This window comes from Plantactinospora sp. KLBMP9567 (genome assembly GCF_033446045.1).
In the GTDB taxonomy this organism is placed as follows: domain Bacteria; phylum Actinomycetota; class Actinomycetes; order Mycobacteriales; family Micromonosporaceae; genus Plantactinospora.
The window spans coordinates 23,110-47,304 of sequence record NZ_JAWQRR010000063.1 but is presented as its reverse complement, the minus strand read 5'-3'; the positions used below and the strand labels follow the sequence as shown (position 1 = coordinate 47,304).

General features: G+C 73.0%; 22 protein-coding genes. 10 read left to right on the top strand and 12 right to left on the bottom strand.

Going from position 1 to position 24,195, the window contains the following annotated elements; translation table 11 throughout:
- Nucleotides 1-228: 228 nt before the first annotated feature.
- Together R6Y94_RS42850 and R6Y94_RS42845 are read right to left on the bottom strand one after the other, a co-directional pair.
- Complete coding sequence (locus R6Y94_RS42850) at nt 229-555, bottom strand: hypothetical protein (protein ID WP_318402955.1); 327 nt, start codon at nt 553-555, stop codon at nt 229-231.
- 35 nt (nt 556-590) lie between these two features.
- The gene (locus R6Y94_RS42845) at nt 591-1,076 is read right to left on the bottom strand and encodes a hypothetical protein (RefSeq protein ID WP_318402953.1); all 486 of its coding nucleotides are present in this window, start codon (nt 1,074-1,076) and stop codon (nt 591-593) included.
- A 231-nt stretch (nt 1,077-1,307) separates the two neighbouring features.
- On the opposite strand from R6Y94_RS42845, the gene R6Y94_RS42840 reads away from it, so the two are divergent.
- A complete protein-coding gene (locus tag R6Y94_RS42840; protein WP_318402951.1) occupies nt 1,308-2,888 on the top strand; it encodes a nucleotidyl transferase AbiEii/AbiGii toxin family protein in 1,581 nt (526 codons plus the stop codon).
- A gap of 386 nt (nt 2,889-3,274) precedes the next feature.
- Here R6Y94_RS42840 and R6Y94_RS42835 read toward each other — a convergent pair whose 3' ends face one another.
- On the bottom strand, nt 3,275-4,162 hold the full coding sequence (locus R6Y94_RS42835) for a helix-turn-helix transcriptional regulator (protein ID WP_318402949.1): 888 nt from the start codon (nt 4,160-4,162) through the stop codon (nt 3,275-3,277).
- A 164-nt stretch (nt 4,163-4,326) separates the two neighbouring features.
- On the opposite strand from R6Y94_RS42835, the gene R6Y94_RS45515 reads away from it, so the two are divergent.
- Together R6Y94_RS45515 and R6Y94_RS42825 are read left to right on the top strand one after the other, a co-directional pair.
- A complete protein-coding gene (locus R6Y94_RS45515; protein WP_412103009.1) occupies nt 4,327-4,758 on the top strand; it encodes a hypothetical protein in 432 nt (143 codons plus the stop codon).
- Between the two features lie 23 nt (nt 4,759-4,781).
- On the top strand, nt 4,782-5,087 hold the full coding sequence (locus R6Y94_RS42825) for a hypothetical protein (RefSeq protein ID WP_412103008.1): 306 nt from the start codon (nt 4,782-4,784) through the stop codon (nt 5,085-5,087).
- Between the two features lie 280 nt (nt 5,088-5,367).
- Here the strand turns inward: R6Y94_RS42825 and R6Y94_RS42820 are convergent, their stop codons facing one another.
- The gene (locus R6Y94_RS42820; protein WP_318402947.1) at nt 5,368-6,156 is read right to left on the bottom strand and encodes a hypothetical protein; all 789 of its coding nucleotides are present in this window, start codon (nt 6,154-6,156) and stop codon (nt 5,368-5,370) included.
- A gap of 265 nt (nt 6,157-6,421) precedes the next feature.
- Here R6Y94_RS42820 and R6Y94_RS42815 point away from each other — a divergent pair, with 265 nt between their 5' ends.
- The 3 genes from R6Y94_RS42815 (at nt 6,422) to rocD (ending at nt 9,553) form a co-directional block, all read left to right on the top strand.
- Nucleotides 6,422-7,129, top strand: coding sequence for a thrombospondin (locus R6Y94_RS42815; RefSeq protein WP_318402945.1), 708 nt, complete (start codon nt 6,422-6,424; stop codon nt 7,127-7,129).
- Between the two features lie 301 nt (nt 7,130-7,430).
- The gene (gene ddaH, locus R6Y94_RS42810) at nt 7,431-8,288 is read left to right on the top strand and encodes a dimethylargininase (protein WP_318402943.1); all 858 of its coding nucleotides are present in this window, start codon (nt 7,431-7,433) and stop codon (nt 8,286-8,288) included.
- Nucleotides 8,289-8,326: 38 nt separating this feature from the next.
- The gene (gene rocD, locus R6Y94_RS42805; protein WP_318403000.1) at nt 8,327-9,553 is read left to right on the top strand and encodes an ornithine--oxo-acid transaminase; all 1,227 of its coding nucleotides are present in this window, start codon (nt 8,327-8,329) and stop codon (nt 9,551-9,553) included.
- A gap of 79 nt (nt 9,554-9,632) precedes the next feature.
- Here rocD and R6Y94_RS42800 read toward each other — a convergent pair whose 3' ends face one another.
- The gene (locus R6Y94_RS42800; RefSeq protein WP_318402941.1) at nt 9,633-10,781 is read right to left on the bottom strand and encodes an FHA domain-containing protein; all 1,149 of its coding nucleotides are present in this window, start codon (nt 10,779-10,781) and stop codon (nt 9,633-9,635) included.
- Nucleotides 10,778-11,071: a 4a-hydroxytetrahydrobiopterin dehydratase gene (locus tag R6Y94_RS42795; protein WP_318402939.1), complete on the bottom strand. Its 294-nt coding sequence runs from the start codon at nt 11,069-11,071 to the stop codon at nt 10,778-10,780. The genes R6Y94_RS42800 and R6Y94_RS42795 overlap by 4 nt, the downstream gene beginning before the upstream one ends.
- A gap of 319 nt (nt 11,072-11,390) precedes the next feature.
- Here R6Y94_RS42795 and R6Y94_RS42790 point away from each other — a divergent pair, with 319 nt between their 5' ends.
- Nucleotides 11,391-12,155, top strand: a complete 765-nt coding sequence (locus R6Y94_RS42790) for a hypothetical protein (RefSeq protein WP_318402938.1) — start codon at nt 11,391-11,393, stop codon at nt 12,153-12,155.
- A 76-nt stretch (nt 12,156-12,231) separates the two neighbouring features.
- On the opposite strand, the gene R6Y94_RS42785 is transcribed toward R6Y94_RS42790, so the two are convergent.
- Nucleotides 12,232-13,293, bottom strand: coding sequence for an acyl-CoA desaturase (locus R6Y94_RS42785; protein ID WP_318402936.1), 1,062 nt, complete (start codon nt 13,291-13,293; stop codon nt 12,232-12,234).
- Between the two features lie 156 nt (nt 13,294-13,449).
- Nucleotides 13,450-16,383, bottom strand: coding sequence for an SCO7613 C-terminal domain-containing membrane protein (locus tag R6Y94_RS42780; RefSeq protein WP_318402935.1), 2,934 nt, complete (start codon nt 16,381-16,383; stop codon nt 13,450-13,452).
- 449 nt (nt 16,384-16,832) lie between these two features.
- Here R6Y94_RS42780 and R6Y94_RS42775 point away from each other — a divergent pair, with 449 nt between their 5' ends.
- Nucleotides 16,833-17,384 carry a hypothetical protein gene (locus R6Y94_RS42775; protein WP_318402933.1) on the top strand — a complete coding sequence of 184 codons (552 nt, stop codon included), beginning with the start codon at nt 16,833-16,835 and terminating at the stop codon, nt 17,382-17,384.
- Between the two features lie 93 nt (nt 17,385-17,477).
- On the opposite strand, the gene cutA is transcribed toward R6Y94_RS42775, so the two are convergent.
- Genes cutA through R6Y94_RS42760 form a run of 3 tightly spaced genes read right to left on the bottom strand, consistent with a single transcriptional unit; the run spans nt 17,478 to nt 19,706 of the window.
- Nucleotides 17,478-17,798 carry a divalent-cation tolerance protein CutA gene (gene cutA, locus R6Y94_RS42770; protein ID WP_318402931.1) on the bottom strand — a complete coding sequence of 107 codons (321 nt, stop codon included), beginning with the start codon at nt 17,796-17,798 and terminating at the stop codon, nt 17,478-17,480.
- A 10-nt stretch (nt 17,799-17,808) separates the two neighbouring features.
- Nucleotides 17,809-18,870, bottom strand: a complete 1,062-nt coding sequence (locus R6Y94_RS42765) for a 1-acyl-sn-glycerol-3-phosphate acyltransferase (RefSeq protein ID WP_318402929.1) — start codon at nt 18,868-18,870, stop codon at nt 17,809-17,811.
- Nucleotides 18,870-19,706 (bottom strand): patatin-like phospholipase family protein, encoded by an 837-nt coding sequence (locus R6Y94_RS42760; RefSeq protein ID WP_318402927.1) that lies wholly within the window; start codon nt 19,704-19,706, stop codon nt 18,870-18,872. Before R6Y94_RS42760 ends, R6Y94_RS42765 begins: the two co-directional genes overlap by 1 nt.
- A 284-nt stretch (nt 19,707-19,990) precedes the next feature.
- Between R6Y94_RS42760 and R6Y94_RS42755 the strand changes: the two genes are divergently transcribed.
- Together R6Y94_RS42755 and R6Y94_RS42750 are read left to right on the top strand one after the other, a co-directional pair.
- On the top strand, nt 19,991-22,006 hold the full coding sequence (locus tag R6Y94_RS42755; protein ID WP_318402925.1) for a serine/threonine-protein kinase: 2,016 nt from the start codon (nt 19,991-19,993) through the stop codon (nt 22,004-22,006).
- A gap of 81 nt (nt 22,007-22,087) precedes the next feature.
- Nucleotides 22,088-22,678 carry an NADAR family protein gene (locus tag R6Y94_RS42750; RefSeq protein ID WP_318402923.1) on the top strand — a complete coding sequence of 197 codons (591 nt, stop codon included), beginning with the start codon at nt 22,088-22,090 and terminating at the stop codon, nt 22,676-22,678.
- Nucleotides 22,679-22,723: 45 nt separating this feature from the next.
- Here R6Y94_RS42750 and R6Y94_RS42745 read toward each other — a convergent pair whose 3' ends face one another.
- Nucleotides 22,724-24,052: an ABC transporter ATP-binding protein gene (locus tag R6Y94_RS42745; RefSeq protein WP_318402922.1), complete on the bottom strand. Its 1,329-nt coding sequence runs from the start codon at nt 24,050-24,052 to the stop codon at nt 22,724-22,726.
- Nucleotides 24,053-24,195 lie beyond the last annotated feature (143 nt).

The window sequence follows — 24,195 nt, the reverse complement described above, 5'->3', positions numbered from 1 at the left end:
CGCGGCGGTGCAAGTCGCCGTCGCCACGCGGGCCGACCCGGCCCCGCATGCCCCGCCGCCGCATGCCCCGCCGCCCGACCCCGCCGCCGCACGGCACCGCAACCTGGCTCGCAGTTCGACGCCTCACCACCCGCCCCGTCGCACTCACCTGGACACCAGAGGCGTTAACCAGCCGGCGTAACGCCTCTGGTGTCCTGGTGAAGGTCCCGCAGCCGCGCCGGAGGATGGTCAGTAGGCGACAAAGCTGGTGAATCGGCCGGCATCGTAGGTGCGGAGGGTGCCGGTGCTGGTCGCCTGGCCGGTGCAGTCGGCGGTCCGGTAGAGGACGACGTTGGTGAAGCCGCTCCAGCCGACGTGGCCGGCCGCGGTCGCCGGCAGCGGCGCACACTCGCCGGTCGGGGCGGCCAGGTGCAGCACCTCCACACTGAACGGCGTGCTGTAGAAGGTGAGGCCGGTCGGCTGCGCCGAGGCGGGCGACGCCGCGACGCCGAGCGCGGCAGCCATGCCGACCGCCGCGAACAGACCAGCTCCGACCCGCACGTGTGCTCGCCGCATCAGTGACCTCCAAGGCATCGATGACGATGCCTTGATCATGGTCTAGTTTTGTTGCGCACGCAAGTACTACGGCCGGAGCCAACGTACGTCACCTCGGCAGGCTTGCCCACCTTCGCCGCCGGCCCAGGCGTACCGCTCGAAGGCGCCGTGTACGGCCCGCAGGACAGGAACGCCGGTCCCTCAGCGTCGCGGCGGGCGCAGCCGACGAGCTGGGCACTGCCCGGCGACGGGGACCACTTCCGACTCAGCCCGGACAGCGGAAATGACGGCATGACAAACGCGTCGGGGGTCGGCGACTCCACGTAGAAGCGGATCGGGTGCGGACCGACTCCGGCGTAGGCGGGCGAGCCGGGGTACGACACGGACTCGTCCGCGCAGAGAAGTTGCAACTGTTCGTCGCTGTAGGCCGCTGGCGGCGCAGATGCGGTGTCATCGTCACCGTCCGCGCTCCCGCAGCCGGCGACCAACACCAGGACGGTGACAGCCGGGGCGACCTGCCGCGCCTTCCAGCCGACGCGCATCGCGCAACTCCGACATGCCTATCGGTTGAACTAGCCAGCATGGCAGCCAGGCACCATACCTGACCACACCGGTACGGTTCGTCCTCGCCGACGCCGCCTTCGTCGGCCGCCTCGTCGACCGGGCCACCCGGATCCTGCCCACCATCCGGCGGTACCGTCCGCGGACCGAGGCAAGCGGCGCGGCGGGAAATCGCGTTTCCGGGCTTGGTGGCAGCCCCGTACGCTACGCCGATGTCTGAGGTGTCGGGGGACTTCGAGATCCACGTTACGGTCCATGCCCAGGACGGCGAGAAGCTGGCGGCGTTCGCGGCGAAGCACGGGGTGAAGTTCCTGCACATCGTGCTCGACCGAGGCGTGTTCGCCTCTCAACCGATGCTCACCCTGACCGGCCGGGGCACCCTGAAGGAACAGCACGCCGCGGTGGAGCGTTGGCAGCGCGATCTGCGCAGCGCCGGCCTACATCCGATTCGTTCCAAGATCGAGGCGGCGCCGTGGTGCGTCGGTGTACCACGGTCCGACGAGGAGGCGGCGGCCGAGCCGGCGGGCCGGTACTTCGAGCACCACGTCAAACTGCTGCTGCCCAGTGCGGCGGTCGCGGACCTGCTGGCCGTCACCGACGTGGTCTCGCCGCACGACGCCCGGCTCTCCCGCAACGCGCGCCGGGAACGCGCGGACGGTACGCAGGAACGGTTCGTCACCCAGCGCTGCCACGGCGTCGGGATCGGCACGGCCAGGCAGCGGCTGGACACGCTTGTCGAGGCTCTCCGGGCGGCCGGCCACGAGATCGTGACGGTCGAGCAGGAGTACGTCGTGTTCGACAGCCATCTGTCGCACGACCAGGGCTGGCTCAGGGAGGCCCCGATCTGGGACGCGAACGCCTGGGAACTCGAGCGCGAGGACAAGATGCGGACCGCCCCGGCCAGCTCGCCGGACTACCCACCGACGTACCAGCCGCTGCCCGCCGATCCGACCGTCCGGCAGCGGGCGGCGTTCGACCCGGCGCTGAAGCACCACCAGAACGCGTACCGGGCCGGCGAGCCCGCCTTTCTGGTGGCAGCCACCGGCCAGCGGTGGATCAGCGCCCGGCACACCGCGATGAACCGCATCCTCGCGGCGATCGCCGGGACACTCTGGGGCGCGGAGCACCTGGTGCTGCGCGGCAGTCTCACGATGGCGGCCTGGGTCGGCAGCGCCGCACGCGAGCCGGGGGACCTCGACTTCGTCGTCACCCCGCACACGATCAAGAGCGACAGCGCGGACGCACGCACACTGCTCGCCGACATCAAGGCCGCCGTCCGGGGCATCCCGGCCGACGCCGGGCTGCGGGCGGACCGGATCACCGAGTCGGCGATCTGGACGTACGAACGCGCCGACGGTCGGCGACTCGTCGTCCCGTTCAGTACGCCGGGGGCGCCGGACGGGCACGTGCAGCTCGACATCGTCTTCGGCGAACAGCTCCCCCTCGCGCCGGAGGTGCTGGTGCTGCCCGGCGTCGACGAGCCGTTGCTGGCCGCGTCCGCCCCGCTCTCCCTCGCGTGGAAGCTGCTGTGGCTGGCCACCGACATGTACCCGCAGGGCAAGGACCTGTACGACGCCGTCCTCCTCGCCGAACACACCACCGTCGACCGGGACCTCGTCCGCGCGCTCATGCGAGACGAGCTCGGTGCCGAAGCCGACGCCTTCACCGCCGAGACCGTGCTCGGCTGGGACGTCGACTGGGCGAACTTCGTCGACGAGTACCCCGGCGCCACCGGCACCGCATCGCAGTGGACCAACCGGCTGGCGCTGGCACTCGACCGGGCCTGGGCCTGACCCCGCACAAGCCGGCACCACTGAACCTTTTCAACCTGAACCGCGCGGCGCTCACACACCGCGCCCGACCTTGCGGTCCGCCGGACCGCAAGGGAGGAAAAAGTTCACTGTGCAGCGCGGGTGCGGTGCCGAGCGCCGACAGACCGTCGGTTCCCGCCGGGTGCGGACGCGGAGGTGGAGGCGGCCGTCCGCACTCCACCCCCGCCGGCCCGGTCCCGGGCAACGGCGGGCTACCGAACCTGGTCCGACGGCTCGGTCCGACACTTCACGGGCTGACCTGCCCGTCGCCGTTGTCTCCCCACACCGGCGAGTACGGCAGGCTGCCGACTGTTACTCCCCTCCCCCGTACGACTGACCCGCTGTCACGGCCAGGCCGTGCTCCAGGATCACCCGCCGTATTCCTCCGCAACCGTCGTGATCAGCTTCCGGGACAGCTCCTCGGTGAGGCTGATCTCCTCGAAGTCGCGCCAGACGGCGGCGTGGCTGTCCACCTCGTGCGGCTTTTCCAGATAGAGCGCACCGGTCAGACCGCCGCTGTAGACGATCGGCGGCTCGGTGCGCCGCCCGAGTCCGTCCTTCGGGAACTCCAGGATGGCGAAGCCGCCGTTGGCGCACTCGGCCCGGTAGAGCCCGGCCGAGAACGGCAGCACCCGGACCGAGATGTTCGGTTGCTGGCTGACGGCCACCAGGTGCCGTAGCTGCTCGCCCATCATCTGCCCGCTGCCGGCGGCCCGGCGCAACACCGCCTCGTCGAGGACGACGTCGAGCTGCGGAGCCGGTCCACGCCGTCTATTGAGGATTTCCTGTCGGGCCAGCTCGACCTCGACCGCCCGCTCGCGTTCGGCCGGCCCGAGTTCGGGACTGGCGATCCGGAGCACTTCCGTGGCGTACGCCGGGGTCTGCAACAGGCCCGGGACGAACTGCGGCTCGTACATCCGGAGATGGCTGGCCGCCGCCTCCAGCCCGGCGTACGGCTCGAACCATCCGGGGATGGCGTCGCCGTAGCAGTGCCACCAGCCGCGTGCCCTGGTTTCCTTCGCCAGCCCGGTCAGGGCCTCGGTCATTTGTGGTGACGCACCGTATATGCGGCACATCGCCTCGACGTCCAGCGAACGCATGCTGGTCGCCCCACTCTCGATCCGCCAGATTTTCGGCATCGACCACTCCAACGCCTCGGACACCACCTTGATGGTGAGCCGGGCCTCCTCGCGGAGCTGGCGTAGGTGCCGCCCCAGCTCTCTGCGAGGAACGGTGGAGTCCACCCCTGCCTGCACTACACTCCCCCTTCCGGTATTACCTTTCGAGTGAACCTTTCATTCGATATGTAATGTCCACTGAGTACTCTCTGTGATTCAGGTAATTACAGATCGTTAGAGGGAAATCGTTCAGCCAAGACGTAATATTGCATTGTTTCGCGCTCTAGTAAAGCATCGATTGCATGGCAGCCGAACCTCTGACGACCCAGGCGGGGGCAACGGAAATGTGGGACCACGATCCTGCCGCTCCGCTGTGGACCTGCACCGGATGCGGCGACGACTGGCCCTGTGCGGTCCGAAGACGACAGCTACGGGCGGAGTTCGCCGGCAGCATCGTCTCACTCAGGTACTACCTGGCCCATCATCTCGTCAACGCAGCCGAGGATCTGCGGCATGTTCCGGCCGGCTGGTTACACAATCGTTTCATCGCCTGGACCGACCGGGCTGCGGATCCACCGCCGTACACGTCGGCCGACATCCTCGTCAACAGCTATCTGCTGGCCGACTCGCACAGCCCCGATCGGTTCGGGAGATGCCCCGTGTGCGGCGATGCCGCCAACTGCTGGGTACGACTCGACCCGAACGGGCCCGGCTTTCTCATCCCGGTGCCCTGATGCACGAGCCACCCCGCCCCGGAATGGTGGTGCAGGTCGGGGCGGCTGCGAGCGTACAGTTCGGTGGTCGGCGAGCACTGCTGTTCCGGGTGACCAGGGTGGACGAAAGGCCCACCTATCCCGGCTGGTGCTGGCTCACCGGCTACACGCTCGACGAATACGGCGAGGCCGTCCAGCGACGTGAGATCTACGTCCAGTTCGCCGGTCTACGCCCGGTCCGTCGTCATCCGCAGAAGCCGAAAGTGCTGCTCGTCCCGCGGCACCATAGGCCGGAAACCGGCCGGCAACCCGGCAGAGTGCCGACGGGTTCGTCGATCGGCGCACGATGAAGTCGGATTGAGTAGTTCGCCAGGTGGCCGGTCCTCGACCGGCATCGGATGCGGAAATGTCAGCAGCAGAGTGGTTCCCTACTCGCCTTCCACGCATCCCCTACTCGCCTTCGACCCACCTACTACGCATCTCTACGCCGTTTTCTGGTGATCGGTCTGTCGGCAATCGCCGCTTCCGTATCACGACGGCGGCCGGTTCCGCGCGAGTGGCACCGGCAGCCGAGGCGGCGGCGCCCGCGCGGGATCCCGGTCGGCAAACTATGGGAGGGGGCGACCGGGCTCAGGGGCGAGCGCCGCCGCCCGGCTGGATCCGGCTGATCAGGTCGTGCATCGGCTTGGTGCCGCTGCCGACCATGATCCCGGTGACGATGCCGTCGACCCAGACCGGCAGGCCCTTCCATTCCGGCCCGGCGATCGCGTGCAGCAGATAGAAGCCGCCGGCCGTGGAGGCGAGCGTCGCGACCGCGACCGCGATCCCCCAGGCGACGACGGTGCGGTTGCCCCGACCCCGGTCCGCCTGCTCGCGCAGTGCGGCCACCGCCGCCTGCTCGGCCGGGGTCGCCTCGCGGGACAGGTTGGCCAGTTCGGCCTCGGCCCGTTGGGCCGCCCCCTCGACCCGGCGTCCCGGCAGCCACCGGGAGAACGGCTCCAGGATCCGTTCGACCGCGGCGGCGAAGACGATCAGTACGCCGAAGACGGCGACGGTGTCCGGCGGCTGCATCGTCTCCGCGCCGCCACCCCTGGACCAGATCGTCCAGGAGCCGAACCCGGCGGCTCCGATCAGGACGAAGGCGGTGAACACCGCGCCTAAGCTCGCCGGTGCCGTACCGGGGCCGGAGCCACCGTCGGGGGCGGCCGAGCCGTCACCGGCCGATGTGGCCGGCCCGGCCTCGATGGGCGTACCCGGTCCGGGAGTCTGTCCGGCGCCACCGCTCGGGCCGGTCGCCGGCGCACTGGTGTCCAGATCGGAGAAGGCGCCGGGAGCGGGTGCCGCAGCGACCCGACCGACGGCGGCCCCGACGAGTTGCCCCGCCTGCCCGATCGCGGAACTACCCCGTTCCAGCGCCATGGCTCCCACCCTTGAGTCAGCGCTCCTCCGAATTGCCGTGGCGAGGCTACCGCCCCGGCGTGCCCGGTCGGACAACCGGGTGGTCCGATACGACCGAACCGGCAGCGCGGGCCGCGCCCCGCCCGTGCGCCACCACCCGGCCCCGCCCTCGGCAGGTGTGGTGGATCGGCCATCGGGGTACACCGATCCCAATGCTGCGTAGACGCCATCGACGAGGCTCCACGCATGGATCAGGAGGTGTGTTGTGGTCAGGATTCCATCACTGATGCGCCAATCGGAGCCGGCGCCGGCGCGGGACGAGAACCGCGACGGTCGCGTCGACGGCCGTGACGAGCGCCCGGACGGCCGCAACGAGCGGCCGACCGGCACCGCCACGGTGGCCGACCCCGCGCGCCCGGATACCGGACCGGCCAGCCGGACCGAGGAGCGCGATGACGCCGCCCGGACCGGTGACACGGCGAAGCACCGGGCCGGGACCACCGTCGCCGAGCCCGACACGGCGCCCCAGAAGGCTCCGCCGGTCGCCCCGACTCCCCGGGTCGCGACGAAGACCGAGACCCGGCGCGAGACCGATCGCACGGACGAACCGGAGCGCGGGCTCGGCGAGCGTACGCCGGAGACCGAGCCCGTGGTGGTCGACCGCGGTCCGCGTCCCCGGGCCAGCATGCTCGCCACGCTGAGTCTGGTCCTCGGGGTGGCCGCCGCCGCGTTCGTGCTGGCCGGCGCCCTCGCCGGGTACGGCATCGTGCTCGGCACCCTCGCCCTGCTGCTCGGCGTCGGCGGTGTCTCCGCGACCGCCCGCCGGCACATCGCCGGCCGGACCGAGGCGCTGATCGGGATCGTCCTCGGGGTCGGCGCTGTCGTCGTCGCCGTGCTGGCGATGACCGGCCAGTTCGACTGGCCCAACACCGACGGCGACACCGTCGTCCGGTTCCGCGAGTGGCTTGATTCACAGTTTGTCGACCGGTTCTGATCGGGTAAGAACCTGCGCGGAGCGGTGGTGCACCGCTCTGGCCCCGCCAGCCGGTGGTGGTTCACCACCTGAGCGCACATGTTCGGGGGCGGCGAAGACGCCGCTCCCGAAGTGCGTCCGGGGCCGGGTACGGGGTCCCACGCAACGGTTCGCCGCTGTCTCCCTTCCGATACGCAACGATCAGCCGCGACAAGCAATCCTCCGCGGTGGTTCCCGCCGGTCGGGCCCGCATAGCGTTGGGTTCGGCGCCAGCCTGTGAGCCGTACGGAGGCCGGGCGCGCCCGACCCCAGGAGCAGGACCATGACGTTGGACGCCATCGCCACCAGCGGGCGTACCCCGGCCGGCCCGGCGCAGACCCGGCACTACCTGATGTGCCGGCCGACGTACTTCACCGTCGAGTACGCGATCAACCCCTGGATGGACCCGGCCGCGCCGATCGACACCGCACTCGCGCTGCGGCAGTGGGAGACGCTGCGGCAGGCGTACCTGGGCCTCGGGCACACGGTCGACGAGATCGAGCCGCTGCCCGGGCTGCCCGACATGGTCTTCGCGGCGAACGGCGCGACCGTGCTCGACGGCCGGGCGCTGGCGGTGCAGTTCCGCGACCCGCAGCGCGCCGACGAGGCCCCGGCGTACGCCGGCTGGCTGGACCGGGCCGGCTTCGAGGTGCACGAGGCGAAGCACGTCAACGAGGGCGAGGGGGACATCCTGCCGGTCGGCGAGCTGCTGCTCGCCGGGACCGGGTTCCGGACCTCGCACGCCGCGCACGCCCACCTCCAGGAGGTCTTCGGGCGCCCGGTGATCACCCTGCAACTGGTCGACCCGCGCTTCTACCACCTGGACACCGCGCTCTGCGTGCTCGACGACGAGACCGTGGCGTACCTGCCGGAGGCGTTCTCGCCGGGCAGCCGGGCGGTGCTGCGCCGGCTCTTCCCCGACGCGGTGCTGGCGCGCATGGCCGACGCCGAGGTGCTCGGCCTGAACGCGGTCAGCGACGGCCGGCACGTCGTACTTCCGGCCCAGGCCACCGGACTGTCGGCGGCGCTGCGCGCACGCGGGTACGACACAATTGGTGTTGATTTGTCCGAGCTGCGCAAGGCTGGCGGCGGACCGAAGTGCTGCACCCTGGTGCTGCGGGAACGAGAGGCGACCAAGTGATCGTGGACGACGTGCTGCGCTCGCAGGAGGCGGACGACCTGCCCCGCACCCCGGAGGCGGACGACGCGCCGCGGACGCCGGAGGCGGTACGCGAGGCGGAGCGCTGGACCGCGCACAACTACCACCCGCTGCCGGTGGTGATCTCCTCGGCCGAGGGCGCCTGGGTGACCGACGTCGACGGCCGGCGCTACCTCGACTGCCTGGCCGGCTACTCGGCGCTGAACTTCGGGCACCGGCACCCGACGCTGGTCGCCGCCGCGCACGCCCAGCTCGACCGGCTCACCCTGACCAGCCGGGCGTTCATCCACGACCAGTTCGCCGACTTCTGCCGGGAGCTGGCCCAGCTCTGTGGCAAGGACCTGGTGCTGCCGATGAACACCGGGGCCGAGGCGGTGGAGACCGCGATCAAGGTGTCCCGGAAGTGGGGCTACCGGGTCAAGGGCGTACCGGACGGGCAGGCCACGATCGTGGTCGCGGACGGCAACTTCCACGGGCGTACCACCACGATCGTCAGCTTCTCCACCGACCGGGAGGCCCGGGACGACTTCGGGCCGTACACTCCGGGGTTCCGGATCGTCCCGTACGGCGACCTCACCGCGCTGGCCGAGGCGGTCGACGAGACCACCGTGGCCGTACTGCTGGAGCCGATCCAGGGCGAGCAGGGTGTCGTGGTGCCGCCACCCGGCTACCTGCCCGGGGTACGCCGGCTCTGCACGGAACGGAACGTGCTCTTCGTGGCCGACGAGATCCAGTCCGGGCTGGGCCGCACCGGCGAGACCTTCGCCTGCGACCACGAGGGCGTCAAGCCGGACATGTACGTCCTCGGCAAGGCGCTGGGCGGCGGCATCGTGCCGGTCTCGGCGGTCGCGGCCGACGCGGACGTGCTCGGCGTCCTGCGGCCGGGCGAGCACGGCTCGACGTTCGGCGGCAACCCGCTGGCCTGCGCGGTCGCCACCGAGGTGGTCCGGCTGCTCGCCACCGGCGAGTTCCAGCGCCGCTCGGCGGAGCTGGGCGCGCGGCTGCACGCCGGGTTGCGCGGGCTGGTCGGCGAGGGCCTGGTCGCGGTGCGCGGCCGGGGGCTCTGGGCCGGCATCGACATCGACCCGGCGCTGATGACCGGGCGGCAGGCGTGCGAGCGGCTGGCCGAGCGCGGCGTACTGGCCAAGGACACGCACGGCTCGACGCTCCGGCTCGCGCCGCCGCTCGTCGTCGAGGCGCCCGAGCTGGACCACGTGCTGGAGCAGCTCGCCGCCGTACTGCGCTGAACCAGCGCCGCCGTACTGTGCTGAACCGGCCGCACCGGGCCGGCCCGTCCGATGGCGGACGGGCCGGCCCGATCGGTCGTCAGCCCCGGTCGGGCAGCCGGATCGCCATGGTCGGCGCCTCCGCCATCACCGAGGTCGGGTTCGTCATGCCGCCGGAGTTCCAGGTGTTCGACCGCCCCACCTGCACCCCGGGATAGAGCTCCACGATGTCGCCGCTGCGCATCACCCGGGACTGCTGACGGGCCAGCGCGACCCGCTCGGCCTCGTCCATCGACCCACCCGGCCGTACGCCGGAGCCGTTGGTGCTGACGTCCTGTGCGACCAGGTCGCCGCCGCGCAGCTCGAACCGGACGTGGCTGCGGCTGATCCAGCGCCGCGCCTCGTCGTTGAGCCACTGGCCGAGCCGGATCCCGCCGGAGTCGTCCGGCGCCCGGCCGACCACCACCGGCCGCTCGGCGGTCACCACGAACCGACGCCGGACCATGCCGCCGATCCGGATCGACAGCACCTCCTCGTTCGGCCGCGGCCCGGCGTCGCTGAGCCGCTGGTCGTGCCGGGGACAGGTCGGCATCCCGGTACGCAGCGTCGGCGGCGGCTGGCCGCTCGGCTTGCGGTCGATCTCGGCGAGGTCGGCGAAGGCGCCACCCCCGCCGCCACCGCCGAACAGTACGCAGCCGGGCTCCTTGCACCGCCAGGTGCGGGCGAGCAGTTTCCGGCCGGTCGGCGACGGCCCGGTGGCCGGCACGTTGCCCTTCACCCGCTGCGCCAGCACCGGGCCGCCGGCCCCGGGCAGTGGGGCGAGCAGTCGGCCCGGCGCGCTGGTCACCCATGGGAAGCGCCCGGACATGCCGTCGAAGCGGCCCCGGCTCAGCACCGGCAGGCCGAGCAGGTCGGCCACCTCCAACACCCGGTCGCCGGGGTTGACGAGCACCTCGACCAGGCCGTTGTCGGCCCACCGCCGGAGCACCATCCGCTCGTTGGAGGTGAGGTCGGCGTCGCTGAGCAGCGCGCGGTGCACCACCGCGTACACCGGGACGTTGTCCTCCTCCAGGTGCCGCCCGAGCGCGTCGATGACCATGCCCAGCCGCATGGTGCTGGCCGGCCGGCCGCCGTCGAGGTCCTGGTAGCGGACCACCTCGGCCAGGTCCAGCACCGCCCGCACCAGGGACGGGTCCGTGCTGACCCGGTCCTCGATCGCGTCGAGGACCTTGCTTATCTCGAATCTCACGCCGCTCCCCGCACTATCTCGTCGATACGCCGCGCCAGTTCGACGTCACGTCGGGTCACCCCACCCACCGAATGGGTCGCGCAGCGGAAGGTCACCGTGCGCCACCGGATGTCGATGTCGGGATGGTGGTCGATTTCCTCGGCGACCACCGCCACCCGGTCCACCACACCGATCGCGTCACGGAACGCGGGCAGTTCGACGGTACGGGCGATGCCGGCCGGATCACCGACCCAGCCCTCCAGCCCGGCCAGCTCGGTCCGCACCGCCTCAGCGTCCAGCACCTCTGCCATGGCCAGACCTTACCGCCGAGATTCCCTCCCGTGGTGTCCAACTCGATCGGTACGGCGGTGCCATCACCCCTGGTCGACCGTTGGAACGCCCTCCGCATCGACGCCCTTACGGTGAGCCCCTGACCCGGCCCGCCGCCGGCTCCCCGCTTGGCCGGTCCTCTCGGTCGCGGTCTGCGGCATCGGCGGCGGCAGAGCCACTGGGGCTGGTACCGCCGACGGAAATCGGTGCGCCGCCACTGGTGGGCGAGCGCTACGCTGTCCGGCGCCTGGCCACGGCAGGTGACTGCGCATGGCCTTTGTTACGGGGAGGAAGCACCAGATGAAGATTCGACGGCTGGCGATCGCCGGCCTGGCCCTCGTCACCGTGCTGGGTGTCGGCACCACGGGCTGCGCCCGGCCCGGCGCCGAGCCGGGAAGCAACGGGAACGGCGCCCCGGCTGCGGAGGTGAGCGCCGCCGACGCCCTCGCCGCGTCGGTGAAGAAGCTGAACGAGGACACCTTCACGGTCAGCCTCAAGATGTCGGTAATGTCGGCGCAGGGCGCGATGGACCCGAAGGGCAAGAAGGCCAACCTGGCCATGAAGCTCGACGTCCCTGGACAGTCGATGGACTTCAAGATCATTCTGCTCGCCGACGACCTCTTCGTGAAGTACGCCGGCCTGCCAGGGCTGCCCAAGGAATGGATGCGGGTCGACGCCTCGAAGATCAAGGCCGGCAGCACCCTGGACATCATGCCGGAGGACGACCCGCTGGGGGTGAACAACCTGATGAAGGGCATCGTCGACGTCGCCCGGGACGGCGAGCGCGGCTTCAAGGGCACCCTCGACCTGACCAAGTCGCCGACCGCCGACCCGGAGTCGCTGAAGATGTTCGGCGACAAGGTGACGGCGGTGCCCTTCACCGCCACCCTCGACGGCCAGGGCCGGCTGGTCGAGATCGCGGCGGACACCGCGAGCGTCTCGCCGCTGATCGGTGACATGAAGGTCAGCTACGACAACTTCGGCAAGCCGGTCGAGATCACCGCGCCGAAGTCCTCGGACGTCGTCGAGATGCCGACGGAACTACTCGGCCTGCTGGACGCCTGACGCCGGTACCCGGACAGACAGCACGCGTGGGGCGGCCCCGCCCAGGGCCGCCCCACGATCCCCCGTCCACCGCCGACTATCCGGCGTTCTTCCGCGCCGCGGCCACCTCGGCCCGCAGCGGGGCGCCGACGGAGTGCAGGTGCCGCAACGCCTGCCGGTACGAGTCGAAGAGCCCGGTCTCCTCGTACGGGATGCCCTGCTCGGCGCAGTACCGGGCGACGATCGGCTGGGCCCGGCGCAGGTTCACCCGGGGCATACTCGGAAACAGGTGGTGCTCGATCTGGTAGTTGAGGCCGCCCAGCGCGAAGTCGACCAGTACCCCGCCGCGGACGTTGCGCGAGGTGAGCACCTGCTTACGCAGGAAGTCGAGGTCGTCCTCGGCGGTCACCACTGGCATGCCCTTGTGGTTCGGCGCGAACGAGCAGCCCATGTAAAGCCCCCACAGCCCCTGGTGGACGGCGAGGAAGACCAGCGCCTTCCCCGGCGAGAGCACGGTGAAGAGCGCACCCAGGTAGCCGACCGCGTGCAGGGCCAGCAGCAGCGCCTCGGCCCGGCGGTGCCGGATCGGCGTACCGTCGGTCTGCGCCCGGACGCTGGAGACGTGCAGGGCCAACCCCTCCAGCAACAGCATCGGGAAGAAGAGGTACGCCTGCCGCTGCGCCAGCCACCGGCCGAAGCCCCGGGTTGCCCGGGCCTGCTCGTCGGTCCAGACCAGCGCGCCCGCCCCGACGTCCGGATCGTCGTCCTCGTGGTTCGGGTTGGCGTGGTGCCGATTGTGCTTGTCGATCCACCAGCCGTAGCTGAGCCCGACCGCCAGGTTGCCGGCCAGCAGCCCGGCCACCTCGCTGGCCTTCCGGTTCCGGAACATCTGCCGGTGCCCGGCGTCGTGCCCGAGGAAGGCGACCTGGGTGGTGGCGCCGGCCAGGAACACGGCCACCAGGATCTGCCACCACGAGTCGCCGACGACGGCGAAGGCGGCCCAGCCGGCGACGAAGAGCCCGACGGTGAGCGCGATCCGGGCCACATACCAGCCGGTGCGGCGTTCCATCAGGCCGGCCGCACTGATCCGTCGAGATAACCGTGAGTAATCACTGCCTCGACGCATCTCCGGTTCTGGCACGGCAGCGAGGACCGCCATTTGTAAGCTCCCAACGTCGCTTCTCGCCACGCCGGTCGGCGGAGCGCTCTTCTCCAGTCTCCGGGGAAATCTTGCACTCAGTAACCCCGAAAACCCCCGTATCCGGGGTAGTGGTAGCACCACCGCACGAGCCCGGGCGCCCGCTCGACGCGCCGGTCAGTTCATCCGGTTGACGGCCGAGCGTAGCCGGTGCAGATCGCGACGCCGCCGCTCGTATGTCATCGCCAGTCCGATCAGGGCGAAACCGCCCACGGCCAGAAAGATCCACCGGGGCAGCCGGTCCCACACGTCGACCATCTCCCGCAGGGCCAGTACGGCCAGGACGGCACCGCCGAGCAGCACCGGCGCCTGGCGCCGCCACCGGGCACCAGCCAGCACCGCCAGCAGTGCACCGGCACCGAGCAGCAGCCGCCGCCACGGCTGGTCGGCGGCGACGATGACCGAGACCAGGCTCGGCAACAGCGCGGCACCCAGCCCCGGCCCGTACGCCAGCCAACTGTTCAGCGCCGGCCGGGCCCGCAGCGCCAACCAGCCGGCCAGCAACCCGAGCACCGCCGCCGGCAGGGTGTACGCCTCGACCAGCGCCACCCGGACCGAGGCGAGCAGCAGCCAGGTGGCGACCAGTTCGGCACCACCCGCCGCTGCGGCCCGGGCCCAGCGGTGCGCCATCGGCTCGGCCGGACGCAGGGCACGCAGCCCCAGCGCCACGCCCCAGAGCGTGCAGACCGCCGCCGCGTACCGGATCTCGCCGGCCGTCAGCAGCAGGGCGATTCCGGCGGTCGTGTGGCTGGCCGCCTCGACGGCGATCGCCTCGGCCCGCCGGGCCGGCCCCACCGCACGCGCACCGACTCCGGGTGCCCCCACCCCGACCGAACCGGCCCCCGACGACTCCTCGCCGACCGAACCGGCCGCAAGCGGCCCCTCAGCGACCGACCTGGCCCAGGGCGCCCCCTCGCCGACCGAACCGGCCGAACCGGCCGAACCGGCCCCGGGCGGCCCCTCTGCGGCCAACCTGGCCCGGGGCGCCCCCTTGCCGGCCGAACCGGCCGAACCGGCTGAACCGGCCCCGGGCGGCCCCTCTGCGACCGTCCCGGCCCGGAGTGGTCGCCAGCCGGCCAGGAGCGTGCTGCCGGCCAGGGCCAGCGCGGCGACGCCGAGCACCACCAGTGCGGTGATCCGCAACGGCAGGTCGGCGGCGACCGTGGCGGTGCCGGCCAGCGCCGCCGCGCCGGCAACACCGGTCAGCCAGCCCGCCACCCGGGCCGCCGGAGTGCGACCGAGCGCCCCGGCGGTCAGCCCCGCCGCGCCGACCAGGGCCAGCCCGGCGAGCGTGCCGGGCCTGGTCGGCAAGAGCCCGGCCAAGCCCGCCGCCCCGAACGCCACCCCCACCGGCACCAGCCAGACCTCCGGCCGGCCCGGGCCGCCCGGACCAGGTTGCCTGCGGCCGGCGCCGCGCCGGAGCGCCGCGGCGAGCGGGCCGGCGACTCCGGCGACCAGGCTCGACACGGGCACGGTCGGCCAGGGTGCCCCGGCGGCCACCAGCCCGACCAGCGCCGTGCTGACCGCGAGCGGTGCCGCGACCAGCGCGGCGGCGCGGACCGTATGCCGCCGGGCCCAGCCGACGACCGCCGCCGCCACGGTGAGCAGCAGCAGGGTCAGCGTGGCGGCGGCGTCCAGCCGCCAGCCGGCCGGCGCGACGCCGATCCCGGCCGGATGCAGCCCCACCCCGGCCGGTGGGCCCGACCAGATCCGGCCCAGCCAGTCGTACGGGGCGACGAGCACGGTCAGCACCGCCGGCACCGCCACCACGGCGGCCCGGACGAACAGGACCGCCCCGGAGACCAGTGCCGGTACGCCCCCGATCGGCCGTCCGGCTCCGCTGGTCGAGTCCGCCGGCCGGCCCCGGCCCGACAGCCACACGCCGAGGCTGAGCAGCAGCGCCCCGGCGGCGTACGGGCCGGCCGGCTCGCCGACGCCGGGCAGCCCGGGTGCCAGGCCGACCGCCAGCGCGACGGTCGCCAGCGCCGCGTTGGCGTACGGCTGGTAGTGCGGGACCGCCCGACGCACCGGTACCAGCCCGGCGGCGAGCAGTACGGCGCTGGCCAGTACCGCCCGGGCCTGCCACCACGGCGGCACGTCGGCGGCGAAGAGTCCGAGTAGGACGGTCCCCGGAACGGCGAGTACCGCCACCGCGAGCCCGGTGCCGCCCACCACCCGCCGGAACGCCGGGATTGGCGGTGTGGCAGCACCCTCCGGTCCCGGCGCGGGGGCGGCGGCCCGACGCAGTGCGGTCAGCGCGACCGCCCCGCCGCACAGGACGAGACCGCCGAAGACCGCGGCGGCACCGGTCGGTCGGGCCAGTCCGACCAGTACCGCGTGCCCGGCCAGCGGCACGGCGGCGACCGCCATCGGCAGCGCCGAGCGGAACGGCCGGCCGGGCCCTGCGGCGGCCAGCGCGAGGGCGCCCGCCAGCCCCAGGTCCAGGGCGGAGACGACCCACCAGGGCAGAGCCAGCGCGGCCGGCGCCGCCAGCAGCGTGCACACCGCACCGGCCAGCAGGATCAGTGACCGGTCCCGCCGCCGGCCGAGCAGGACGAGCGCCACCGCGACCAGCACCAGCGCCACCGGAAGCTGCCAGTCGAACGGCCCCGACCGCGCGGCCAACTCCGCCCGCCACGCCGGCTGCGAGCGCAGCGCCACGGCCGCCGCGACCACCAGCGCCATCGCGCCGGTCAGCACCGCCAGGGCGCCGGCCACCACCAGGCCGCCGGCCCGGGGGCCGACCCGGATTCCCGCCGGCAGCCACCGGGCGGTGGCCGCGATCGCGGTGGCAAGCAGCACGACGATTCCGGCGGCCGAGCCGAGCAGCGGCCACGACGTCTCGGCGGCGGCCCGGACCAGCGCCACCGCGAGCACCACCACGAAGACGACCGCCGCACCGGCTCCGGCGGCGGTGCTGCGCAGCCGGACGGCTCCGGCGATCGGCAGCAGGGCGGCCACCAGCAGCGGACCACCGGCGAGTACCGCCAGCGGGCCGTCCGTGGTGACCACCGCCAGCGTCCCGCACAGCGCCGAGGCGAGCCCGGCCACCCCGTACCCGGCCCAGGGGGCGGGCCCGGGGGCCCCCCCGGGGCGGGGCCCCCCGGCCGCGCCCCCCCCCCCCCCCGCCGCCCCCCCGCGGCCGCCCGCCCCCGCCGGCGCGCGCCCCCCCCCCCCCCCCCCCCCCACCCCACCCCCGGGTCAAGCTGAGGTTGACCGTTGCCAGTCCGGCGAGCGCCAGCGTCCAGCCAGCGGCGCCGAATCCCGCGTCGTAGGCGAGCAGCGGGATCACCGGCTGGGCCAGCAGCAGGCCGGCGAACGCGGGTGCGGCGAGCCGGGTCAGTCGGTGGTAACCACCGGCCACCAGGGCGCCGACCCCGAGCACCAGTGCCGCGTACCGGACCGCCGGCCAGCCGGCCACGCCGAACAGGTCCACGGTCCATCCGGCGTACCCGTCGAGCACCACCAGAAGCAGGCCGATCGCCGCGAACGTCTCGGCGGTGGCGGTCAGCCCGCGCCGCTGGGCGAGCAGCGGCGCGGCCAGGGCCAGCCCGGTCAGCGTGCCGAGGATCAGCGCCCGGCCGCCGACGCCGACCGTGGCCCAGGCCACCACCGTGAAGACGATCGCCGCCGTGCCGACCAGCAGCCCACCGAGGATGAAGAGCACGTTCTGCACGGTCCGGGTGGAGGCTTCCGGGCGTACCGGTGCGGGAGCCGGCGGTGCCGCTGGCCCGGAGGCGGCGACGGCGGCCGGTGCACCGGGAGCGCCGGCCGCCGGGACCCGGGCGGACGCGGCCGCCGCCCGGACCTGCTCGGCCAGCACGTCGCGGCGCCGCCGGAGCTGCCACAGCGCGGCGTCGAGACTGAGGTACGCCTGCCGCGCCCGCTCCACCCGGCCGCCGAGCGCGGCGATCTCGGCACCGAGCCGGATCACCTCGGCGGCGGTCGGGTCCGGTGCCCGGCCGCAGCCCGGACATCCGGTCGCCAGGTCGGCACCGGCACCGCAGACCGGGCAGGGGTACGCGTTCGCGAGAGCGGTCACGGTGCCATGATCGGCCGACGCCGAGCCGGTTCACAGAGTGCGCGTACCTATCCCGGCGCGGCTATCCCGACCGGGTCGACTCGGCCGGTCGGTCCGGCCGCGGTCAGGGGCGGGTCTGCTCGTGCAGCCAGGTCGAGTAGTCCGGGTTGCCGCCCTCCACCCAGGTCACCAGCACCTCCGGCACCTCGTACGGGTGCGCGGCCCGTACCTGGTCGATGAGCGCCTCCACCCGGTCCGGGGCAGTCTTGAAGACCACCGTCCACTCCCGGGTGGTCTCCATCCGCGACTCCCACCAGTAGGTGCTGTCCACCGGCCCGGTCACCTGCGCGCACGCCGCCAGCCGACCGGCGACCGCAGCGGCGGCGAGCACATCCGCGACGGCCCGCGCGTCCACCACCGTCGTCACGATGCAGATCTGGTCCACGCCGGGCACCCTACGCCGGATCGGTGTCGCCCCGATGCGCATCGACCCATTCGTCGATCCGGGCCCACCAGTCGAAGAGCCAGTCGATCCGCTCCTGGCGCTCCTTCGGCACCTCGTCCGGCGGTACCGACCAGAACCGCATCACGATCCGCTTGTCCATCGGCAGTTCCCGCCACACGTCGGCCACCGTGAGCATCCGGTCCAGCCCGGTGTGCGCGACGAAGATGACTCCGGCGTCGGGTGCGGCGTCCAGTGCGGCCAGCACCCCGCCGGGCTGCGGGGCGAGCACGTGCCGCATCGCCTCGGCCCGGTCCGCCATGTCCTCCAGGCCACGGGACCGGAGCAGGTCGATGGCGCGAAGCCGCCGCCGGGGCGTGAAGTTGCCGCCCTCGGGAAAGATCACGAAGGCGTCGTTCTCGTCGAGGTTGCGGGCGAGGTGGCCGATCTGCTCGACCAGGCTCTCCCTCGGCGGGCCGAGCTGCTCGGCCGGGCCGACCCGGGTCTGCCGGCGGTGCCAGGGCGCGATGAACCGGTTGGGCAGCCGGTTGAGCAGTACGTCGACCGCCGGATCCCACTGGAGGGTGTCCTTCAGCACGATCCTCGGTTCCCGTTTGAACCAGTTGACCAGCGCGTGGATCAGGATGAACGAGTCACCCGGCCCGGCGTGCCGGCAGAGCACCAGCTCGGGACGGCCGGGCAGCGCCGTGTCGGGGTCGGTGCCGACGACGTCGATGCGCAGCCGCAGGGTCCACCGGGCCTGCCAGAACAGCACGGTGAGAAACCACCCGGCGAGTACGTAGTGCGCGCGCTGGAAGCCCGGCGACCGCTTGCGCCAGCCGAAGCCCGAGCCGACCCAGAGCCCGAACATCGCGACCAGCGCGGTGGCGTCCCAGACCAGGTAGACGATCCCCACCCAGAGCACCCGGAGCGGGCGCAGGTAGCCGGGGACCAGCGGCGAGGCCGCCGCGGCGATGATCAGCCACACCGGCAGCGTCGTCACCACCAGTACGGCGAGCAGCACCGTACCGGGAGCGAGCAGGGTTCGCCGGACCCACCTCGGCGGCAGCGGCATCAGCCGAGGTCCAGATGTTCGGTGAGATAGCGCCGGGATGCCGTGTACGCCCGGCTGATCCGCCGGCCAACCGCCGCCATGTCCCGGTACGCCCACGGGGTGTCGTCCCGGGGCCCCAGCCCCCCGGTCGGCAGCACGTGTACGTCCACGTCGTCCGGCAACGCCGCCATCTCCCGGGCGAACCGGTGCCGCCGGGCAATCTCGAAGGCCACCTGGGCGATCTCCCACGGCCGGCGGGGCGGGCTCAACGGCCGCTCGATCCGGCCGACCTGGAGCACGAAGATCTGCTTGGCACCCGACTGCACCGCCTCGCCGATCGGGATCGAGTTGACGATGCCACCGTCGACGAAGTGCTCACCGTCGATCCGGGCCGGTGGCAGCAGCCCGGGTACGGAGGCCGAGGCGAGCACGGCCGGCACCAGTGGGCCGGTGCCGAACCAGTGCTCGGCGGCCCGCTCGATGCTCGCCGCGCAGCACCGGAACGGCACCTTCAGGTCAGCGAAGGTGGTGTGCTCGCCGAGTTCTGCCTCCAGCAGCCGGCGCAGCGGGCGCGGCGAGTGCAGGTGGGTCCGGGCGGCGAAGCGGCGCAGTTGCCGGGCGATCGAGTCGCCGTACACCTCGCTCGCCTCGGGCGAGGCCCAGAGCCGGACCAGCCGGTCGGTGACCGCCTCGGACGGGTCGGCTGCGACCAGTGCGCCGTTCACCGCCCCGATCGAGGTGCCGAGCACCAGATCGGGGTGGATGCCGGCCCGGAACAGCGCCCGCAGCATGCCGACCTCGACGGCGCCGAGCACCCCACCCCCGCCGAGCACGAACGCCACCGGACCGCTGACCATGCCGTTCATCCTGGCACGGGCTGCCCACCCGGACGCGCCGGGCCGGCCGGACCCCACCTGCATCGACCGTTCGGCGCATCGGAGCTACCGTCCGTCGATGCGTGCGGCGGGCCGTCGGTGAAAGCGGCCGGCTGTGGCGTTCCGCGGTTGGCGTGTCATGACAAACCTGGCTGTGTCCGGCTGTTGGTCCGCCGTTGACAGGAGGTAGCCAGTCACGGAGCCTGATACGACCCCCCACACAGCCTGATGCGACCCCCGACTCTTGCAGGCAGGTGCGACCAACAATGGCAGCGTTGCAGGCGGGCGGCCTGCTCGCCCGCAGGTATCGGCTCATCGACCGGATCGGCGCCGGTGGTATGTCGGTGATCTGGCGCGCCCGGGACGAGGTACTCGACCGGGTGGTGGCGGTGAAGGTACTCGCCGCGTCACTCGCCGCCGACGCGAAGTTCCGGGAGATGGTCCGCGAGGAGGCCCGGGCCGCCGCGCAGCTCGTGCATCCGCACGTCACGGCCGTGCACGACTACGGCGAGACCCTGGGACCGGACGGCGGCATCACCGCCTTCGTGGTGATGGAACTGCTGACCGGCGAGGAGTTGAAGGCCGAACTCACCGCCGGCCCGCTGCCCTGGCAGACGGCGGTGGAGATCTGCGCCCAGGTGGCCGAGGCGCTGGCCGCCGCCCACCGGCTGGGCATCGTGCACCGGGACATCACCCCGGCCAACATCATGATGACCGCGACCGGCGCCAAGGTGCTCGACTTCGGCATCGCCACCCAGGTCGGCGCCCCGGACGAGGACGAGGACGGCGAGACGTTCGGCACCCCGGCGTACGTCGCGCCGGAGCGGCTGGACGGGCTTCCGGCCCAGCCGGCGACCGACACGTACTCGCTGGGCGTGCTGCTCCACGAGACCCTGACCGGCCGGGTGCCCTTCCCGGCCGACACCTGGGAGGAACTGACCCGGGCGCTGGAGGCGGGGACGGAGCCGACGCTGGCCGGCGTACCCGATCTGCCGCCGGCGGTGGCGGACGTCTGCCTGCGCTGTCTGGCCCGCGATCCGGTCGAGCGGCCGACGGCCGCACAGGTCGGCGAGTTGCTGCGCCAGCAACTGCTGGCCGCCGATCCGCGACGTGCGGTGCTGGGCCACACCCGGCCCGGCACGGTGCCGGCGGCGATACCCGTGCCGTCGCCGGCCACCAGCGTGCTGGCGGCGTCGGTCCCCGCAGCGGCGGCGCCACCGACGCCAGCGCGAGCGACGCCGCCGGATGCGGCAGCGCACGCGACGGCGGTCGACGCGACGGCAGCGCACACGACCCCGGTGGAGACGGACACGACCCCGGTGGAGACGGACGCGACGCCGGTGGACGCGGACGCGACGCCGGTGGACGCGGCAGCACCCGGCACGCCCGTGCCGGTGGCGGCGGCCGGGACGGCCGTGGATGGGACGGTGGCCGGACCGCCGGTGGCTGGGACGGCGCATCCGGCTCCGGTGGTGGCTCGGCCGGCGGGCCCACCGAACGCCGCGGCTGCCCGACGAGACGGGGCGGCGCTGTCGGCGGAGACCCCGCATCCACCCAGCACTCCCGTGACCGCCCGGCGGGACGATGCGACGGCGCACCAGGGCGGTCCGGTGACACGACAGGAGACTCCGCCGGCTCCGCCGGAGTCGCGTTCGCCGGTGCACCCGGCCGGACCGCACGCGGCGCCGGAGGATCGGCCCGCGACGGATCCGCAGCGGACGGCTGCACCGCGGGACAGGACGGGGCCGGTAAGCGAACCGCCCCGGCCCGGCCGGGTCCTGCTGGTCGCCGCCGCCGTGCTGGTCGCGCTCACCGCCACCGTCGTGCTCGTCTCCGCACTCGGGGACGAGCCGGAGTCGCGGCCGACGACCGGGGCGACGACCGCCGGACCGGACGGGACGCCGTCGCCGACCCCGGCCGGCACTCCGGCGCCCGGGATATCGACGGCCGGGCCACCGTCCACGATGGCCCCGGGCGGGCAACCGGGTACGGGGGGCAATCCCAACATCCCGCCGCCGCCGATCAGTGAGGTCATGGCCCAGCTCTACCGGATCGTCGACGACGGGGTGGCGACGAACGAGATCCGGGGCCACGCCGGGGTGGACCTGCGCAACCAGCTCCGCAACCTCCGGGCCGACTCCGGCGACGCGACGGCGGATCTGGCCGGTCAGGTGTCGCTGCTGCGTGACAAGGTCACGGTCCGTCGCGACGAGGGCTCGATCTCAGCCGAGTACGCCGAACTGCTCGACGCCGCCCTGCTCCGGCTGGCCAGGGCGGTGTGAACCGGGCGGGCCCCGGCAGCCGGCGGTCGCGCCGCCGAAACCGGTGGTACGCCGGCCCGACGGTCTGCCACGCTGCCAACCATGGTCGCCCGTACGACACCGCCCCGCACCGTCGACGAACTCCGTACGCTGCTCTCCGGCGGCGCGCGGCCGAAGTACCTCTTCTTCTGGGGGCACCAGCCGGGGCGCCTCGGCGCGACCGGATCCGGCTGTCTGAGCCAGTGGTGGCCCTCCCCGTTCCTGGTCGACGGCGTCCGGTACGCCACCGCCGAGCACTTCATGATGGCTGGCAAGGCCCGGCTGTTCGACGACGCCGCGATGGTCGACCAGATCCTCCGGGCACCGACCCCGGGCGCGGCCAAGGCGCTCGGCCAGCGGGTGCGCGGCTTCGACCAGGCGCGGTGGGACGAGTGCCGGTTCGACCTGGTCGTGGCGGGCAACGTGGCGAAGTTCGGCCGGCACCCCGACCTTCGCGACTATCTGCTCGGCAGCGGCGACCGGATCCTCGTCGAGGCCAGCCCGATCGACCGGATCTGGGGGATCGGGCTCGCCGCCGACGATCCCCGGGCCGGTGACCCGGACCGGTGGCGCGGACTCAACCTGCTCGGGTTCGCGCTGATGTGGGCCCGGCACCAGCTCGCGGCCGCGACCGCGCCGGCACCGCCGGGCTGAACGGCACCGCCCGGACCGGCCGCGCCGACACCGCCATGCTCACGGTCAACCCAGCCGGATCCGGTCGCCGGAGCTGTCGAAGAGCAACAGTTGGTCGAGGTCGACCGCGAGCGTGATCGACTCTCCGACCCGGGGCAGCACCGGCATGGGTACCCGGACCACCACCTCACCGGCGTCGGCCGGTTCGCCGCGAAGCTCCGGGTCGTACACGGGATAGAAGCCGTACTCGGTGCGGGCGGTGGCGGGCGGCTGCTCGGGTCGCGGATGCGGAATCATCCGGGCCAGCCGGTCGCGCACCGGGTGCCCGGTCGGCAGGTCGTCGGCGAGCAGCTCGGACAGGTGCTGGCCGCTGGTCGGATTGTCCAGGGTGGCCTGTGCCGACGGGGTCGGCACCGTGTCGGTCGTCACGTGCACCAGCGCCTCGTGACCGAGGTTCTCGACCGCCCGGACCACGCCCCGCAGCACCGGCGCCGGACTGGACGGGTCCGGCACCGGGCTGAGCGCGTCGGCGCGCAAAGCCAGGGTGACCCGCTCGGTGTGCCGTTCGCGCAGTGGGCGTACCCGGGGATCCTCGGGTGGCAGCTCGATCAGTTGCGATCCGAGGTCGAGCAGCACTCCGCCGTCGGGCGCGTAGACGGCGGCCTGCAACAGGTTCGCCCGGGGCGTACCGAGGAAGGCCGCGACGAAGAGGGTGTGCGGGTCCCGGTAGACCTCGCCCGGCGGTCCGATCTGCTGGAGTCTGCCCCGGCGCAGCACCGCGACCCGGTCGGCCATGGTCATCGCCTCGACCTGGTCGTGCGTCACGTAGAGGGTGGTCATCTCCAGTCGACGGGCGAGGGCGGCCACCTCGGTACGCAGCTCGGCGCGGAGCCCGGCGTCCACATTGGAAAGCGGCTCGTCGAGCAGGAAGGCCCGGGACTCCCCCGCCATCGCCCGCGCCATCGCCACCCGCTGCCGCTGCCCGCCGGAGAGCTGCCCCGGCCTCTTGTCGAGCAAACCGGTGATGCCGAGCTGGTCGGCAATCTCGGCGACCCGGGCTGACGCGCCGGCCGGGGAGTCCGGGCCGAGGCTCAACGGGAAGCGGATGTTCTCAGCGACCGTCAGATGTGGATAGAGCGCGTAGTCCTGGAAGACCATCGACAGTTGCCGGTTGGGACCGGGCCCGGCGGTCACCGGCTTCCCGTCGATCAGCACCCGGCCGCTGGTCGGCTCTTCCAGCCCGGCCACCAGCCGCAGGATCGTCGACTTGCCGCAGCCGGTCGGACCGAGCAGGGTGACGAACTCCCCGGACCCGACCTCGATGCTCACGCCGTCCACCGCGACCGTGCCGTCGGGGAACACCTTCGTCAGCCGGTCGGTGGCAATGCTGACCACGGCGACCACCTCCTGTCGCCATCGTCACGGGCCGGCGGGCTACGCGCCAGTCCCGTTGCGCCGGACGGCCGGACCCGATGCGCCGGACGGCATAATGCCACGGCACCGCACGGCGTGCTGCCCCGGCTCCCGAGGTGATCGGG